This window comes from Endozoicomonas sp. 8E (assembly GCF_032883915.1).
Classification (GTDB): domain Bacteria; phylum Pseudomonadota; class Gammaproteobacteria; order Pseudomonadales; family Endozoicomonadaceae; genus Endozoicomonas_A.
Genome location: NZ_CP120717.1, coordinates 1,903,954 through 1,920,133, shown reverse-complemented (window position 1 = coordinate 1,920,133; position 16,180 = coordinate 1,903,954). Strand labels below are relative to the sequence as shown.

Below are 16,180 nucleotides of genomic sequence, written 5' to 3'. Positions count from 1 at the left end.
GATGACTGACTCCCGCTCTCAAGTTATTGAGCTCACAGCTGTTGAGTTCAGCTGGAAAGCAGGAATACCTGTTCTGGATATTCCTGAACTGACTGTATCCAGAGGCGAAAAGGTTTTTGTCCGCGGCCCGTCGGGTTCCGGTAAAACCACTCTATTGGGACTGCTCGGCGGCGTCATTACACCGGAGCGGGGACAGGTCAAAGTGCTGGGGAACGACATTAGTCGTTTTTCCCCGGTGCAGCGCGATCGCTTCCGTGCTGATCATATTGGCTTTATCTTCCAGATGTTTAATCTGATTCCCTATCTCTCTGTAATAGAGAACGTCACTCTGCCTCTGGGCTTTGCCATAGAGCGCAAAAGCAATCTCGCCAGTATTGCTGGCAGTGAGCAGGATGAAGCAAGACGTCTTCTTAAACATCTGGAACTGGACGACTCAGTACTCCATCGTCCGGTCACAGAACTGAGTATCGGACAGCAACAGCGAGTAGCCGCCGCCAGAGCTTTAATTGGCAAGCCTGATCTGATCATTGCCGACGAGCCTACTTCAGCACTGGACACAGATACCCGGGAAGCCTTCATCAATCTGCTGTTCGCAGAATGTGAAATAGTTGGCAACACCCTGCTATTTGTCAGCCACGACCGTGGCCTTGAATCGTTATTTGATCGCAGCATTGCGCTCAATGAAATCAACCGGGCCAGCAAAGCAACAGAGGTGGACTGATGTCGATTTTAAGTCTGGCTTTGAAGAGCCTTAAAAACCGAAAAACAACCGCCTTGCTGACTATATTCTCTATTGCTGTCAGCGTAGCCCTGCTATTGGGGGTTGAACGTATCAGGGTCGAAGCCAAAAACAGCTTTACCAACACCGTGTCAGGTACGGATTTGATTGTGGGGGCCAGAAGCAGCTCTATGAATCTTCTGTTGTATTCTGTTTTCCACATTGGCAATGCCACCAACAATATCTCCTGGGAGACTTATCAGGACCTGACGTCTGCCCCGGATGTTGCCTGGTCTGTTCCCATTTCCCTGGGTGACTCCCACCATGGCTATCGGGTCATGGGCACCTCCCATGACATCTTCAATCATTTTCGATACGGCGACAACGAATCACTGCAACTGTCCAAGGGCAAACCTTTCAACGCTTTGTACGACGCTGTACTTGGATCTGAAGTCGCTGCCAGCCTTGGCTATAAAGTCGGTGACAGCATTGTTCTGAACCATGGCGTAGAAAGTAAGAGTCTGCTGTCTCACGATGATAAGCCTTTTAAGGTTTCAGGCATTCTCAAGCCAACGGGTACGCCTTCGGACAGAGTGATTCTGATCTCTCTTGAGGGGATCGAAGCCCTGCACATCGATTGGGTAAGCGGTGCACCACCCATTGCCGCATTCTCAGTGTCCGCTGCAGAGGCTCAGGCCATGAATCTTCAGCCCACCAGTGTTACCGCCTATTTTGTTGGTCTGAAATCCCGTACTGCCGCCTTCCGTTACCAGAGGAAAGTCAATGAATACCGGCAGGAAGCCATGACCGCCATTCTGCCCGGTGTTGCTCTTCAGGAGCTCTGGCAACTGGTAGGCACCGCAGAAAAGGCATTACTTGCAGTTTCCGTCATGGTGGTCCTGGCAGGTCTGATGGGCATGCTGACTACGATTCTCACCTCTCTTAATGAAAGGCGCCGTGAGATGGCCATTCTCCGCTCTGCCGGTGCAAGGCCCATCCATATCTTCACGCTGATGATCACTGAATCTGTCGTTTATGCGGTGTCCGGAACCCTTCTGGGCTTCCTTATACTGTATGGACTGCTTTTCGCTATTCAGCCCGTTGTGCAACAAATCCTGGGACTGCACCTGGCCATCAGTGCTCCGGGCACCTTTGAATGGTCACTGGCCGGAATGATCATTGTCTGCGCCATTGTTTTGGGCATAATCCCGGCCTGGCGCGCCTACAAAAACTCTCTTGCCGATGGCCTGACTATAAGAGTCTAAGATGAAAATCATTATGAAAACAGGAAAATCCCTGATACTGACAACGCTACTGGCTCTGCTGCCAGTAGTCGCCGTTCAAGCCAAGCCGCTGGAAAAGCCAGCAACCCAAGCAGAAGCCATAGAGATCACTTGGGACGAACTGATGCCTGCACCGGATCAAAAAGTCGTTGACAGTTATCAGGCCGGAGAGATGAGCAAAGCTGATGTCATCTACTATCTGGATAAGCTCGGCCAGACACCCGTTACAAGACTGGACAAACGCACGGTAAAAATACCCGGATACCTCGTGCCACTCAACCTCGATAAAAACCAGAGAGCGACGGAGCTGTTGCTGGTACCAACGATGGGTGCCTGCATCCACGTACCAGCACCGCCGCCTAACCAAACTATTTATGTGAAATTCAAGAATAACGAAAAAGGCATCAAAGTCGAGGAAGCGGGCTACACCCCTTATTGGCTGGTTGGAACCCTGCATGTTGAGACCACTCAGTCAACGTACACTGAAACCCTTTACTCCCTGACTGTTGACTCGCTGAAAGTCTATAAATAAGGCGAACTGTTTCAGTTAAAATCTTTATTGATGAAAACATGGATGTTCTTAACCGACGCAGTAAGTACCAGGCCTGCTGGTTAGGTACTTACATCACAACAAAGGACTCAACAGCTGAAAAAGACTCTCCAGAAATCGTCTGGTCACAGACCTTCGGCTCCATAGAGACAAACGAACACGCACGGAGCTCTGCATATACTGATCCAGAAGTGTCGCCATAGTCTGGCTGAAGGCTCTGTCATAGATGATCATGGTCACTTCATAATTAAGCCAGACGCTGCGCATATCCAGATTTACGGTACCAAAAAGAATGGTCGATCGGTCCACCAGGACACACTTGGTATGCAGCAACCCTCCCTTGAACTGTAATATTTTCACCCCTGCGTTTAACAGGTCTTCATAATAGGAGCGACTGGCATAGTGAACCATTCTGGAGTCATTTGTGAGAGGAACCAGTAACTGAACGTCCACCCCTCGCATGGCTGCTGACTTCAGGGCTGTCAGCAATGATTCGTCCGGAACAAAATAAGGCGTGGATATCAGCAGCTCCTCCTTACTTTCGTAAATTGCGGTAAGCAAAACCTGATGAAGCCTTTCCCGGTTGATTCCCGGCCCTGATGGCAGTACGTGAACATCAGCACCGGTGTAACTGTCAAGACAGGAAGGTGGAAACTCGTAAGTAGCATTAAACGACGAATGCTTTTCACCCGTTTCAAGTGCTTTATCCCAATGAGCAATCACCGCCATAACGTGTGCAGGTATACCCTCTACCCTGACCATGGCGTCGATCCATTGTCCGACATTAGCCGTCTGACGAAAATGAACAGGATCGACCAGGTTAAAACTGCCACTCCAGGCAATTTCATCATCAATCACGAGAATTTTGCGATGGTTGCGAATATCAAGGCGTTCAAACAGCATCCTTAAAAGACCAACCGGCATTGACCCGGTAACACTGATGCCCTCCAGACGGAAACGTCTTGCCCACTCACTTCGAAGAAACTGACGACTACCCACTGCATCAAGTATCACCATACAGTCAACACCCCTCCGTGAAGCTCTGATCAGAGCCTCAGCCAGAACCTTGATTCGCCCCTTGGGCTCACAGATGTAAAACTCCAGTACAATACTGCGCCTGGCTTTCTCTATGTCCTGTAACAGGCCATGAAGAATTGTATCGGTTTCATGAAACAGCTGAAGCTTGCTACAAGGCAGCACTGGGATACCCAGGGTTTGCTCCGCCAGCTTGTAGATCCCTGTGTGAGGGGCATTAGAGGGACACTCAAGTTGCCGCTGGGTGATCACTCTCGAAAGGTGGCTGGACCACTGTTCGTAGTCAGGATACAAACTTTCCAGACGTCGGAGCCTTCTTCTCCCAAGGCGCCTTGAGCCAAACAGCAGGTAAAAGAAGAAACCGGCTACCGGCAGAATGAACAGCAACAGTATCCAGGCCAGAGTCACACCTACCGGCCTGCGCTGCATAATAACGTGAATTCCGAAGGCGATGATCAGGGCAAGATAGATTCCCCCAAACAATGCACTGAGCCAGCTGTTGTCCATTCAAATATCTGAGTAACGTTATTCTTGCAATAAACAGTAATAAGACTCCAGGGCGAGGAGCCTGCAGGACTACCTATAATAAACCTAAACTGTCACTTGCGCAGAAAAAACGTCAAAACAGCAAATGTCCGTATTCGTCCCACATGAGTTTGCCGGTCATGACCAGTGAAATAACGACGATCATGGGACGAATAATCTGCTGACCACGCTTCACAACCATTCTCGATCCCAGTCTGGCGCCGATGAACTGACCTATCAGCATGATTCCCCCTACAGCCCAGACAACCTGACCACCCAATATAAAGAACAGCAGGGAGGCCACATTACTGGTACAGTTCAGAACTTTGGTATGAGCCGTCGCCATTGTCAGGGAATAACCAAGCAGGCTGACAAAGGCTATGGCAAAGAAAGAGCCCGTGCCCGGGCCGAAGAAGCCATCATAAAAGCCGACTCCCAACCCTGCTGAACAGGCAAAAGCGGTCAGGCTCATTCTGGCAGTAGAAGCTTCAGTATTTCGGACACTGGGGGAGAGAACAAAGTAAGCGGCTATACCCAATAACAGGAAGGGAATAATCTGCTTCAAAACCGAAGCATCAATCAACTGAACCAGAATCGTGCCTGCGGCACTGCCAACAAAGGTCATGAAAATGGCAAAACGCATTTCCCTGAGATTCACCAGCCCTCTTCGAATAAAATAAACACTGGCAGAGAAAGAGCCGCCTGTTGACTGTAATTTATTGGTTGCCAGAGCCTGTGCCGGAGAAAGCCCCACCGCCAGAAGCGCGGGGACTGTAATCAATCCGCCGCCGCCTGCAATGGAGTCAACAAAACCAGCCAGAATCGCAACAAAAAACAGCAAAAACCCCCAATCAAGAGTAAGTACAAAATCCAAAACAGGCCTCAACTTTATGATACTTCAGGTATTTGTCGTCCAGAAAATAACCCAAACGCTTTTTCTTTAATGATGAAATGTCTTTTTTTATTGGATCGAATCCAAACACGAATGAGATTATCTTGATGTTTTAAGTGCTTGGCTATCCGCAATGACAACAGATAAACATACATACAAATAACTTCATGCTCAGAACGGCATCTGCCCCCCGAAGATCACCTTCCTGAGCAAAACAAGTTGGGCATTACATGTACATTGAGATTTTAAAAGTCACTGACAACGAAAAAGCCCAACCTGTTTCAGTCGGGCTTCAGAAAGATGGCTGGGGTGGAGGGATTCGAACCCCCGCATGGCAGGATCAAAACCTGCTGCCTTACCGCTTGGCGACACCCCAGTAAAATGGTAGCTAGGGGCAGACTCGAACTGCCGACCCCAGCATTATGAGTGCTGTGCTCTAACCAACTGAGCTACCTAGCCATTTTATGTGGCTGGGGTGGAGGGATTCGAACCCCCGCATGGCAGGATCAAAACCTGCTGCCTTACCGCTTGGCGACACCCCAGCAAATACGAAATGCTATACAGGACATGGACATTCCGTGTGCACTTTCGACCCTACGTTCGCAGTCGCCTGCCTGCAAGCTCCTGAATAGTGGTAGCTAGGGGCAGATTCGAACTGCCGACCCCAGCATTATGAGTGCTGTGCTCTAACCAACTGAGCTACCTAGCCGCCGAAAGATGGTGCGCATTTTCAGGATTTAACGCTGTCCTGTCAACTGTTTAAGCGGCTTTTTTAGGAACTTTCAGAAAACCCCTACCCCTGTTTCGTATTTCTGCGAGCACTGGAATGCACCTTATTCAAAGCCTTATTATTTTTTCAAAACGGACCGTTAATGCTTCCATTGATACCGCTACTAAAAATCTAACATAATCTGTAATTATGTAGACTTATCTACGCCGTCGACATGGATGCACGACGAATCGTGTCTGACTCCACTCTTGCGTAGGGTTTAGGGTCGAGCTGTAACGTGTCTCGACCATAATTATCAAGGTTAAAACTCGCACTGTAATCCCTATCATGCAGAGTTTTACATTTTGGACACCGCCACTCACGATCAGACAGAGTAAGATTGTCATTTACGTAGTCGCAAGTATGAACCGCACACTTCTTCGAGCTGGGAAAGAACCGATCTGCAATCACAACCTGGCATCCTCTCAGCTCTGCCTTGTATTCAACAAGTTCTCTCAGCTTACCGAAACCTGCGTCACTGATTGCTCTTGCCAGTTTGCGGTTTTTTACCATGCCTTTGACATTCAGATTTTCGAGGGTGATTATTTTGAATCTTGAAGTCAGATAATCACTTACCTCATGTATTGCGGCTGATCGCTGGTTACTTATCCGGTAATGCAGTTTGGCAACCGCTCGCTTGGCTTTCGCGTAGCGGTTGCTTCCCTTTGTTTTGCGGCTTAACGCTCTCTGTTTACTGCTAAGGCGTTTCAGAGAGCCCTTCAGTTTCTGATTAGCAGCAAAGGTTTTGCCATTCGAACAAATAGCTAAATCTTTGACGCCAAAATCAACGCCTACAGACTCATTGCTTTGTGCTTTTGGTTCGTAATCCTCAGTGTCTACCAAAATAGAAGCGAAATACTTTCCGGCTCGCTTACTGATCGTCACCTGACAGGGTGTTCCTGTAAATCTCAGCTCCTGGCGCATCTTGATGCGGGTTTTCAGTTTCTCAATGCGAAGTGTTCTGCCATCAACATCGAACTTGGTTTTTTCTCTGAGAGAAAAACTGTCGTGTAGTCCTCGCTTCTTGAATCTTGGATAACCTGCTTTTTCTCCTTTCTTCACCCGACGAAAGAAGTGAGTAAAGGCGTCATGAAGATCGTCGATTGTGTTCCTGGTGACACGTTGGCTGACTTCGGCATACCAGGGAAACTCAAGCCTGAGTTCTTGGTATTTTTCATTCGCAGCCTTCTTTGACCATTTAACGCCTTCTTGATTGAAATGGGCTAACAGTTGATTGAACGCATGACGACGGGAACCACAAGCCCTATCAAGATAATCGGCTTGTTGTTTTGTCGGTCTGAGTTCAATCTTGTGAGCTAACAACATCTCGCAAAGTCTCAAGCATTTTTTCGTATAACCTGAGTTCGCCAACCTTCTATAGAACAGTAGGCTTCCAGTAACTCTTGCTGCCTGTCTAAGTCTGGCTTTTGGTCGTGACTGGATACTCTGCAATAGCAAAGCATAGGCACAGCTTCGTTACTGTAGCCCATCAATTCAGACACGTCGTAGTAACAAGTTCCAACTTTGGTCTTTCTGGCAGGAAGCAGCTCACCTGTACTTTCCGATTTTCGTAGTGTTACTGGGTCTGTACCATGCAAACGAGCTGCCTCACCTATCTTCAGTAATCACTTATCCATGCTTGAGATTTTATAAGATAGTTTTAGATTATAATAGATTTCTGCGAACTGTTTTTAACCCTCCTGGACAAGAGCAATGTCGGTGGCAACATTCAATGGCTCTCCAGAAGTTAATGACCCGGAGTTTAAAAGGATAGGGCTATCTGATCAGACAGCCCCAACTGAATCAGACGTTGAAACGGAAATGCATAACATCGCCATCTTTGACGATGTAGTCCTTGCCTTCCACTCTCAAACGACCTGCTTCCTTGGCACCCTGTTCACCGTTGTACTGAACAAACTCATCATAAGCCGTCACTTCCGCACGAATGAAACCACGCTCAAAGTCAGTGTGAATCACACCTGCAGCCTGAGGAGCCGTCGCGCCGATCTTCACAGTCCAGGCACGCACTTCTTTAACTCCGGCAGTGAAATACGTCTGCAGTCCAAGCAGTTCATAACCACCCCTGATCACACGATCCAGACCCGGCTCTTCCATACCCAGATCGGCCAGAAATTCATCTCGCTCTTCATCTTCGAGCTCAGCAATCTCAGCTTCCAGCTTGTTGCAGACTGTTACCACAACAGAGCCCTCGCTCTGGGCAATGCCACGGACAACATCCAGATAGGGGTTATCTTCAAAACCATCTTCATCAACATTAGCAATGTACATGGTGGGTTTTGTCGTCAGAAGGTGGAATGTTTTGGTCAGTTTCTGCTCTTCATCGGTCATTGCCATGGAGCGAACAGGGAGGCCTTCTTCCAGATGGGGAACAATTCTTTCCAGCAGGGCTTTCTGGGCTTTGGCATCCTTGTCGCCGCTCTTGGCGACACGAGTGACTCGCTGTAGCTGTTTTTCACAGCTTTCCAGATCCGCCATGGCCAGCTCGATATTGATAATGTCAATATCCGCCGCCGGATCAATTTTATTGGCCACATGAATCACATTATCATTCTCGAAGCAACGTACTACGTGGGCAATAGCATCTGTCTCACGAATATTAGCCAGAAATTTGTTGCCCAGACCTTCACCCCTGGAGGCACCTTCTACCAGACCGGCAATATCGACAAACTCCATGGTAGTAGGCAACACACGTTCAGGCTTAACGATCTCAGCCAGCTTATTCAGACGCGGATCGGGCATAGCCACAACACCCGCATTTGGCTCGATAGTACAGAAAGGGAAGTTCTCTGCATCAATCCCTGCCTTGGTCAAAGCATTGAACAGTGTTGATTTGCCGACGTTGGGCAGACCAACGATGCCACATTTAAAGCCCATAAAAAGTTACCAGGGGAAATTCAATAAAAAATTTGGGAGAGGATTATAAAGCCCGACCTGAATTGACACCAGTATTATGCTTGATTGCTCTTTCCGGATTTATACTGACTCAAATCACAGAGCTTTCCCTGTCAGCAGAACAACACCCGGCAGGTTAACCAGCAGACAACCGCAAAGAGAGCTTTTAAAAAATAATCACAGCCTTGAATCCAAATAACTGTTTCCGCAGTATAGTTATGCAGTAGCAGGCTGGAGTCTGGCTCTTACGAACACTTAGCGAAATTAAAATCAAAGAATAATGATAAGCAACGAACCGAGTCTGATAAAAAAGGCAACATTGATACTTGTGTGCAAAAAGCCCGCCTTACACCAGGGAAAACAACGCCTTGCTGCTGACATGGGAACAGAACAGGCGCTCACTGTTGCTCAACACCTGCTAGCCTGTGCACTGGAAGATTTATCAGAGTGGCCTGGCCAAAAAGTTATTGCTCCCTCTCATGAAAGCGACTGTGACTGGGCCAGTCAGCTTCTGGAGGGCAAGGACAACCTGGTCGTACCCCAGGGCTCTGGCAACCTGGGTGAGAGACTGAACCACATCGACAATGAGCTGAGACTTCAGGGAAAAGAAAACCTCATCTATATTGGCAGTGACTGTCCGACACTCAGCCTCAAAGACCTCTCGGACACGGCACAAAGGCTCAAGACCTACGACACAGTATTCAGCAAGGCCAGTGATGGCGGCGTCACCATCATGGCCAACCGAACTCATTGGCCTGACCTTTCAGAGCTGCCCTGGAGCACAGGCTCTCTGGGAGTGTCACTGACCAGTCTTTGTCGTCAATCCCGCTTATCTGTCGGCTACGCGCCTTCTGGCCAGGATGTTGATCATTTAAAAGATTTGCTCGGAGTGCTCCCCGAACTGAATGGCGACAATCGACCTGCCCGAAGGGCACTGGCAAAACATATTCAATCTATTTTCAAGCAAGGAAAAACCTCTCATGCATGAATCAGTACAGAATTACTATGGCAAGACTCTGCAGGGCAGCGATGACCTGCAGACCAATGCCTGCTGCACCGATACAGCCATGCCACGCCACCTGAAAAGTGCCCTTGCCAATATTCATGACGAGGTTCTGAGCCATTACTATGGCTGCGGACTGGTCTGCCCTGAGCAGTTGCAAGGCGCCAGAATACTCGACCTTGGCTCTGGATCAGGTCGTGACTGTTATGCCCTGGCACAAATGGTCGGAGAAGAAGGTTATGTCGTCGGTGTCGACATGACAGACGAACAGCTTGCCATAGCCAACCGACATGTCGAATACCATCGGGAAAAATTCGGCTACGCAAAAGCCAACACTGAATTCCATAAAGGCTATATTGAAAAACTGGATCAACTGAACCTTAAAGAAAACAGCTTCGACATGATCATTTCAAACTGCGTGATCAACCTTTCTCCGGACAAGGAAGCAGTATTGAGAGAAGCTTGGCGCCTGCTGAAACCAGGCGGCGAACTTTACTTCTCTGACGTCTATTCTGATCGCCGCATTCCTGCTGAACTGGTCGATGATCCGGTACTTTATGGAGAGTGTCTCAGCGGTGCCCTTTATTGGAATGACTTTTTGAATCTGGCTAAAAAGGCCGGTTTCACTGACCCCAGACTGGTGGAAGACAAACCTGTCACCATCAATAACCGTAAGATTGAAACCCAGGTCGGTGATATCCGGTTTTTCTCGGCGACTTATCGATTGTTCAAACTGCCAGAGCTGGAAAGTCATTGCGAGGACTATGGTCAGGCTGTGATCTATAAAGGCACAATTGATCACCATCCCAACACCTTCAACCTGGATGGGCACCATCCTATTACCAAAGGCAAGGTTTTCCCGGTTTGCGGTAACACCTGGAGAATGCTGCACGATACAAGATTCCGTGAACACTTCGAGTTCATTGGTAACTTCAGCACCCATTATGGCATTTTTGAGGGCTGCGGAACTTCGCTGCCCTTCTCATCTTCCACCCATGAAAACAAAGGAAGTGATGGATCATGTTGCTGACAGGAACGCCTCCAGACACTAAAAGCCAGGATTGGCACTTTACACCTGATGGCAGCCCCAGAGGTTATATCAAACCTCATCAACTGAAAGAGCTCTGGTTTCATACCGGAACCCGCTGCAATCTTTCCTGCGGCTTTTGTCTGGAAGGTTCAAGTCCGGCCAGCAAGAGGCTGGATGCCCCCACTTTGACAGAGGTAAAACCCTACATTGATGAATCACTTGAACTGGGGGTTGAACAGTTCTCTTTTACGGGAGGAGAGCCTTTTGTCATTAAAGACATTATTCGAATCCTGGACTATGCCTCACAGCATCGCCCCTGCCTGGTTCTGACTAATGGCACGACCCCCATGATCAAAAGGCTCGATGAGCTGGCCCGGTTGAGCAGTAACCCCTACCCCATATCCCTGAGAGTCAGTCTGGATCATCCAAACGCTGAACAACATGATGCAGGACGAGGTGAAGACAGCTTTGCCATCGCTCTTTCCGGACTGAAACTACTGCATGAAAAAGGCTTTAACATCTCCGTCGCCAGACATATGGAAAAAGATGAAAACACGGCAGTGGTTGAACAGGCCTTCAAAGATCTTTTTGAACTGAACGGTTTGCCCGTCAACTTGAAACAGGTGGCCTTTCCGGACTTCCTGCCACCCGGTTCTTTACCGGATGTTCCCCACGTCAGCACAGACTGTATGACCCGCTATCAGACAGAAGAGAGTCGTCGTCAATTTATGTGCGCGTTTTCCAAAATGATGGTCAAACAAAACGGGCAGATGCAGGTTTACGCCTGCACACTGGTGGATGACGATACCGAGTACAACCTTGGCAAGAGTTTACGAACCAGCCTGAGTGAAACCATCAGTATGAAACACCACCGTTGCTATAGCTGTTTTGCTTTTGGCTCTTCCTGCAGCGAACTCTGATCGTCTGCACAACAACAGGAAATTTTGATGGCTAAAATCCGGATACTGTTCCTCTGCACTGGCAACTCCTGTCGCAGCCAGATGGCGGAAGGCTGGGCCAGAAACCTGCTCCCTTCAGGTTATGAAGCATTTTCTGCCGGCATTGAAGCCCACGGGCTCAACCCATCTGCAGTCAGGGTCATGCAGGAAGCTGGCGTTGATATCAGCCGACAGCAGTCACAAACCCTCAATGATCTGGGTCAGGAAGATTTTGACTTTATTATCACCGTTTGTGATCACGCCCATAAAACCTGTCCAACACCCAGGCAGGGTCAGATTATACTCAAGTGTTTTGATGACCCTCCCCGACTGACTGAATCGGTGGATACAGAAGAAGAATCATTAGCAATCTATCGTCGTGTAAGAGACGAGATCAGGGTGTGGGTCAATCAGCTTCCCAGCCTGATCCAACAGATATCTGATTAAACACAATGAAAAGGAAACCCAATGCTGGCAGTGATTGGCGGAACAGGCATCTACAGCCTGGATGGACTTGAAGTATTGAATGAGCAGAGCATTGAAACACCGTATGGCCCTCACTCAGGCCCAATAACAACAGGTCTTTTTAATCAACAAAAGCTGTTGTTCCTGCCCAGACATGGAAGTGGCCACGAACTCCTGCCTCATGAAATCAATTATCGGGCCAATATCTGGGCATTAAAAAGTCTGGGTGCGACCCGGGTGATAGGCCTTTCTGCGGTTGGCAGTCTGCAGGAGGAGATTGCGCCGGGCGAATTATCGCTGGTCAGTCAGTACTTCGACTTTGTCAAAGGACACCGGGAAAAAAGCTTTTTTGGTCACGGTCTTGTCGCTCATGTCTCCACCGCAATACCGAGCTGTCATCACCAATCAGAACAACTGCTCAATGCCGCTAACCTGGCGAAAATAGGACTGCATAAAGAGAAAACCTATGCTTGTGTTGACGGCCCAAGACTGGGCAGCCGTGCAGAAAGCCTGTTCCTGAAAAACGCTGCTCAGTGCGATGTTGTCGGCATGACTAATGTGCCTGAAGCGTTTCTGGCACGGGAAGCTCAGCTTTGTTATACAACAATCGCCATTGCCACCGATTACGATTGCTGGAAGGAGGACCCTTCAGCCCACGCCAGCGTTGAGCAGATTATTGCCAGATACGGCAAAAGCCTGACACTGGCTAAAGCATTGTTAGGACAATATCTGAAACAGCAGGAAGAAACACCTCATGACAGCAATTATTGCCAGTGCAGGAGCGCACTGAAATCAGCAGTACTCTCTCCTGAGAACACGCTTGGCCAGAAGCAGAAAGCATTGCTGGAAGTATTGCAAAGATAATGATGCCCAGCCTATCTGTAATCGTGCCACTGGGCCCTTGTGAGCCGCAGTGGCCAACGCTTCTTGAACAACTGAGTCTTCTTCCCGAGGGTAACGAGGTCATCCTTGTTGGCTATGACGACAATCAGCGGCCTGCCAAACTGGATCAGCTTCCGGACCCTTTGCTTCACCTCAAGTGGATTTGGTGTACTGCAGAACAGGGACGTGCCTGTCAGCTCAATACAGGCGCAGAGAAAGCTACAGGGAATTACCTCTGGTTTCTGCATGCAGACACAATACTGGACAAAGAGAATGTACAAAGCTTACTGAATGCCATTGCTCAATATCCCAGACGCTTGCTCTACTTTGATCTCTGGTTTTACGACAAAGACACTTGCTGGTTATCCATCAACGAATGGGGAGCCAGATTCCGCTCCGATATTCTGGGATGCCCCTATGGAGATCAAGGGTTTTGCCTCAGCCGGACACAATTTTTCGACCTCAAGGGTTATCCCACCGACACTTTCTACGGTGAAGATCATGTATTTGTCTGGAAAGCCCGACAAAACAGGATCCTCCTCCACACCTGTGGCACCAGGCTGGGTACCAGTGCGAGAAAGTATCATGATAAAGGCTGGCTAAAGCTGACCCTGAAATACCAGCATCTCTGGCTAAAGCAGGCGACACCGGAATTTTTTAAATGGCTCAGGGTAAAACTGGACAGAGGAAGGGTCTGAATGGATTCATTAACCTGACTGGTCAGATTTGGCTTATGTACTAGGCTTGTCTGATCATAGCCCAAACAAAAGCCATCAGACGAATGCCTGACAAAAGCAAAACGGTTGCCGTCATCTGCGGCGGCCTGTCTCCCGAAGCAGATGTATCCAGACTCTCCGCAAGCCGAATCTCCCCCTGTCTGGAAGAACATTATGGCAGAGCCATCCACCTTGAGCTCGACGAAACGCTTCCGGAACAACTCATAGCCCAACAGGTTGACGTTGCTTTCCCGGTCGCCCACGGTCCCTATGGTGAAGATGGCCGCCTGCAGGGTCTTCTGGATATTATGGGCGTTCCTTACGTAGGTTCCGGAGCCCTGGCAAGCGCCTGTTCTCTGGATAAGGTGGTTACCAAACGTTTGCTTCAGCCTGTCGGCATCACTATGGCCAGAGACAGAGTCGTCTATCGCAGCGAAAACTATGAAGATGCTACTCTCGACTGTATCGAATCTCTCGGGCATAAGGTCATCATCAAGCCGCCCGGTCAGGGTTCCGGTATTGGCGTCCAGTTTGCCATGGGTTATGAAGACCTTTTGAGCAAGCTGAAAGTCGGCCTGCAAATGGATGAAAAACTATTGGTTGAAGAGTTTGTTACCGGACGCGAAATCACTGCCGGTATCCTCCACCTGGATGACTACCAGATCCTGCCTGTTACCGAAATTACCACACCAGACGGTGCCTGGTACGACTACATACACCGCTATACACCCGGTCTTAGTGATCATGTGATTCCCGCCAGAATCTCGGATGAGCAGTATCGAAAAGTTCAGCAGATTACACTGAAGGCACATCAGATTCTGGGCTGCCAGGACCTGAGTCGCTCTGACTTTATCGTTCCTGAATCAGGAGAGCCAGTCTTTGCAGAACTCAACAACCTGCCGGGAATGACCCCAACCAGCCTGTTTCCGGACGGTGCCAGACATGCAGGAATACCCTTTGATACCCTGATCTGCAAACTGGTGGATCAGGCTTTGAAACGGGGAGAAAGCACTCGCGAAAGAAGAGAGTACTGGCCCATTCCGAAACTGAATATCAGGCCATCGTGAAGTCAGGCTTTGAAGGTATGTAACTCTTGAACGGCCTTGGCACGAGCACCATTAAAGGCCTCAGGGGAGATGCGGATGGCTTCGTCAATCACTGAATCGATCTTCTGTCGATCCGACACGGAGGGCTTGTTCAGCACATAATCAACCACTTGCTTGCTCTGACCAGGATGACCGATCCCCAGACGCAAACGCAGAAAGTCCCTGTTATTTCCCAGCGCTGAAATAATGTCCCGAAGGCCGTTGTGTCCGCCGTGGCCACCGCCCTGTTTCAGGCGACCAATACCCGCTGGCAAGTCCAACTCATCGTGAACAACAAGAATAGATTGAGGGGGGATCTTGAAGAAGGTGCTGATAGCAGCCACCGCCTGACCACTGCGATTCATGAAGGTGGTCGGGTTTAGCAGACGGACATCCTCTCCAGCGATGGTAATGCGGGCAGTCAGACCAAAGAATTTCTTCTCGGGTTGCAGGCTGGTGCCGTAGCTCCGGGCTAACTGCTCCACATACCAGAAGCCGGCATTATGGCGAGTATCATCGTATTGAACACCAGGGTTGCCGAGTCCGACAACCAGCCTGATCGAGTGATCCTTCGCCATAATATCCTCCATAGCCCTGACCTGCGTTAACAGCCCGGGGCCATAAAAAGAGCTGATTACTCTTCGCCGCTTTCTTCTTCAGAGGCTGCTTCTTCAGCTTCTTCTTCTTTGCCACCACGGGTAGTCTGAACAGATGCAACATCCAGATCATGACCTTCACCCTGCAGCAAAGCAACCAGTTCAACACCCTCAGGCATGGTCAGGTCAGTCAGGTGAATGTGACCACCCAGCTCGACATTAGCCATATCAACTTCGATGAACTCAGGCAGATCAGCAGGCAGACATTTAACTTCTACTTCAACACGAGCGTGAGTGATAGCGCCACCGGCTTTCACACCGACACAGCTATCTTCGTTCAGGAAGTGCAGCGGGATGTGCGTAGTAACCGCGTGAGCAGCGTCGACGCGCAGGAAGTCCAGGTGCATAGCATAGTCTTTTGCAGGGTGACGCTGAAGATCCTTCAGGATAACCTGCTGGGAAGCGCCTTCTACATCCAGGGTAACGATCTGGGAGTAGAAAGATTCAGATTCCAGTGCCTTACGGATAGCACGGGCTTCCAGAGTAATTTGAGCAGGTTCCTGCTCACCGCCGTAAATAACGGCAGGTACCAGTTCTGCACGACGCAGGCGGCGGCTCGCACCTTTCCCTACGTCCTTGCGTGCAACAGCGCTCAGAGCGATAGCTTCAGACATTTTCTTTCTCCAAAGGAATACCCCGATATCTTGCGACCAGACACCGGGGCTTTAATAAAGGCGCCATATCATACCGGCAATCGGGGCAATTGCAAAATAAAAGCTT

General features: G+C 49.3%; 17 protein-coding genes and 4 tRNA genes. 10 read left to right on the top strand and 11 right to left on the bottom strand.

All coding sequences use genetic code 11. From position 1 onward, the window contains the following. Nucleotide 1 precedes the first annotated feature (1 nt). From P6910_RS07005 to P6910_RS06995, 3 genes are read left to right on the top strand one after another with little or no spacing between them, the layout of a single operon-like run. Nucleotides 2–721 carry an ABC transporter ATP-binding protein gene (locus P6910_RS07005; RefSeq protein ID WP_317145552.1) on the top strand — a complete coding sequence of 240 codons (720 nt, stop codon included), beginning with the start codon at nt 2–4 and terminating at the stop codon, nt 719–721. Then, nucleotides 721–1,983 (top strand): ABC transporter permease, encoded by a 1,263-nt coding sequence (locus tag P6910_RS07000; RefSeq protein WP_317145551.1) that lies wholly within the window; start codon nt 721–723, stop codon nt 1,981–1,983. The genes P6910_RS07005 and P6910_RS07000 overlap by 1 nt, the downstream gene beginning before the upstream one ends. Nucleotide 1,984: 1 nt before the next feature. Then, the gene (locus P6910_RS06995; protein ID WP_317145550.1) at nt 1,985–2,533 is read left to right on the top strand and encodes a DUF3299 domain-containing protein; all 549 of its coding nucleotides are present in this window, start codon (nt 1,985–1,987) and stop codon (nt 2,531–2,533) included. 93 nt (nt 2,534–2,626) lie between these two features. Here P6910_RS06995 and cls read toward each other — a convergent pair whose 3' ends face one another. The 9 genes from cls to ychF form a co-directional block, all read right to left on the bottom strand. Then, complete coding sequence (cls, locus tag P6910_RS06990) at nt 2,627–4,093, bottom strand: cardiolipin synthase (protein ID WP_317145549.1); 1,467 nt, start codon at nt 4,091–4,093, stop codon at nt 2,627–2,629. Nucleotides 4,094–4,205: 112 nt separating this feature from the next. Continuing rightward, entirely contained in the window at nt 4,206–4,985 is a 780-nt protein-coding gene (locus P6910_RS06985) for a TSUP family transporter (protein ID WP_317145548.1), read from the bottom strand. A gap of 319 nt (nt 4,986–5,304) precedes the next feature. After that, a tRNA-Gln gene (locus P6910_RS06980) sits at nt 5,305–5,379 on the bottom strand. 6 nt (nt 5,380–5,385) lie between these two features. Continuing rightward, nucleotides 5,386–5,462: transfer RNA gene (locus P6910_RS06975), tRNA-Met, on the bottom strand. An 8-nt stretch (nt 5,463–5,470) separates the two neighbouring features. Continuing rightward, nucleotides 5,471–5,545 (bottom strand) — tRNA-Gln (locus tag P6910_RS06970). A gap of 90 nt (nt 5,546–5,635) precedes the next feature. Further along, nucleotides 5,636–5,712, bottom strand: a tRNA-Met gene (locus P6910_RS06965). 222 nt (nt 5,713–5,934) lie between these two features. Further along, nucleotides 5,935–7,098, bottom strand: a complete 1,164-nt coding sequence (locus P6910_RS06960; protein WP_317145547.1) for an RNA-guided endonuclease TnpB family protein — start codon at nt 7,096–7,098, stop codon at nt 5,935–5,937. Between the two features lie 11 nt (nt 7,099–7,109). Then, a complete protein-coding gene (locus tag P6910_RS06955) occupies nt 7,110–7,370 on the bottom strand; it encodes a recombinase family protein (protein ID WP_317145546.1) in 261 nt (86 codons plus the stop codon). Between the two features lie 205 nt (nt 7,371–7,575). Then, nucleotides 7,576–8,667, bottom strand: a complete 1,092-nt coding sequence (gene ychF, locus P6910_RS06950) for a redox-regulated ATPase YchF (RefSeq protein WP_317145545.1) — start codon at nt 8,665–8,667, stop codon at nt 7,576–7,578. Nucleotides 8,668–9,064: 397 nt separating this feature from the next. Here ychF and P6910_RS06945 point away from each other — a divergent pair, with 397 nt between their 5' ends. The 7 genes from P6910_RS06945 (at nt 9,065) to P6910_RS06915 (ending at nt 14,786) form a co-directional block, all read left to right on the top strand. Further along, entirely contained in the window at nt 9,065–9,673 is a 609-nt protein-coding gene (locus P6910_RS06945) for a DUF2064 domain-containing protein (protein ID WP_317145544.1), read from the top strand. Then, a complete protein-coding gene (locus P6910_RS06940; RefSeq protein ID WP_317145543.1) occupies nt 9,666–10,718 on the top strand; it encodes a methyltransferase domain-containing protein in 1,053 nt (350 codons plus the stop codon). The genes P6910_RS06945 and P6910_RS06940 overlap by 8 nt, the downstream gene beginning before the upstream one ends. After that, entirely contained in the window at nt 10,709–11,638 is a 930-nt protein-coding gene (locus P6910_RS06935; protein WP_317145542.1) for a radical SAM protein, read from the top strand. Before P6910_RS06940 ends, P6910_RS06935 begins: the two co-directional genes overlap by 10 nt. 27 nt (nt 11,639–11,665) lie before the next feature. Continuing rightward, nucleotides 11,666–12,103, top strand: a complete 438-nt coding sequence (locus P6910_RS06930; protein ID WP_317145541.1) for an arsenate reductase ArsC — start codon at nt 11,666–11,668, stop codon at nt 12,101–12,103. A 21-nt stretch (nt 12,104–12,124) separates the two neighbouring features. Further along, nucleotides 12,125–12,985 (top strand): MTAP family purine nucleoside phosphorylase, encoded by an 861-nt coding sequence (locus tag P6910_RS06925; protein WP_317145540.1) that lies wholly within the window; start codon nt 12,125–12,127, stop codon nt 12,983–12,985. Further along, nucleotides 12,985–13,701 carry a glycosyltransferase gene (locus tag P6910_RS06920; RefSeq protein WP_317145539.1) on the top strand — a complete coding sequence of 239 codons (717 nt, stop codon included), beginning with the start codon at nt 12,985–12,987 and terminating at the stop codon, nt 13,699–13,701. The genes P6910_RS06925 and P6910_RS06920 overlap by 1 nt, the downstream gene beginning before the upstream one ends. Before the next feature lie 83 nt (nt 13,702–13,784). Then, a complete protein-coding gene (locus tag P6910_RS06915; protein WP_317145538.1) occupies nt 13,785–14,786 on the top strand; it encodes a D-alanine--D-alanine ligase in 1,002 nt (333 codons plus the stop codon). Between the two features lie 2 nt (nt 14,787–14,788). Here P6910_RS06915 and pth read toward each other — a convergent pair whose 3' ends face one another. Further along, nucleotides 14,789–15,382 carry an aminoacyl-tRNA hydrolase gene (gene pth / locus P6910_RS06910; RefSeq protein ID WP_317145537.1) on the bottom strand — a complete coding sequence of 198 codons (594 nt, stop codon included), beginning with the start codon at nt 15,380–15,382 and terminating at the stop codon, nt 14,789–14,791. 56 nt (nt 15,383–15,438) lie between these two features. Then, a complete protein-coding gene (locus tag P6910_RS06905) occupies nt 15,439–16,074 on the bottom strand; it encodes a 50S ribosomal protein L25/general stress protein Ctc (RefSeq protein WP_317145536.1) in 636 nt (211 codons plus the stop codon). Nucleotides 16,075–16,180: the final 106 nt, after the last annotated feature.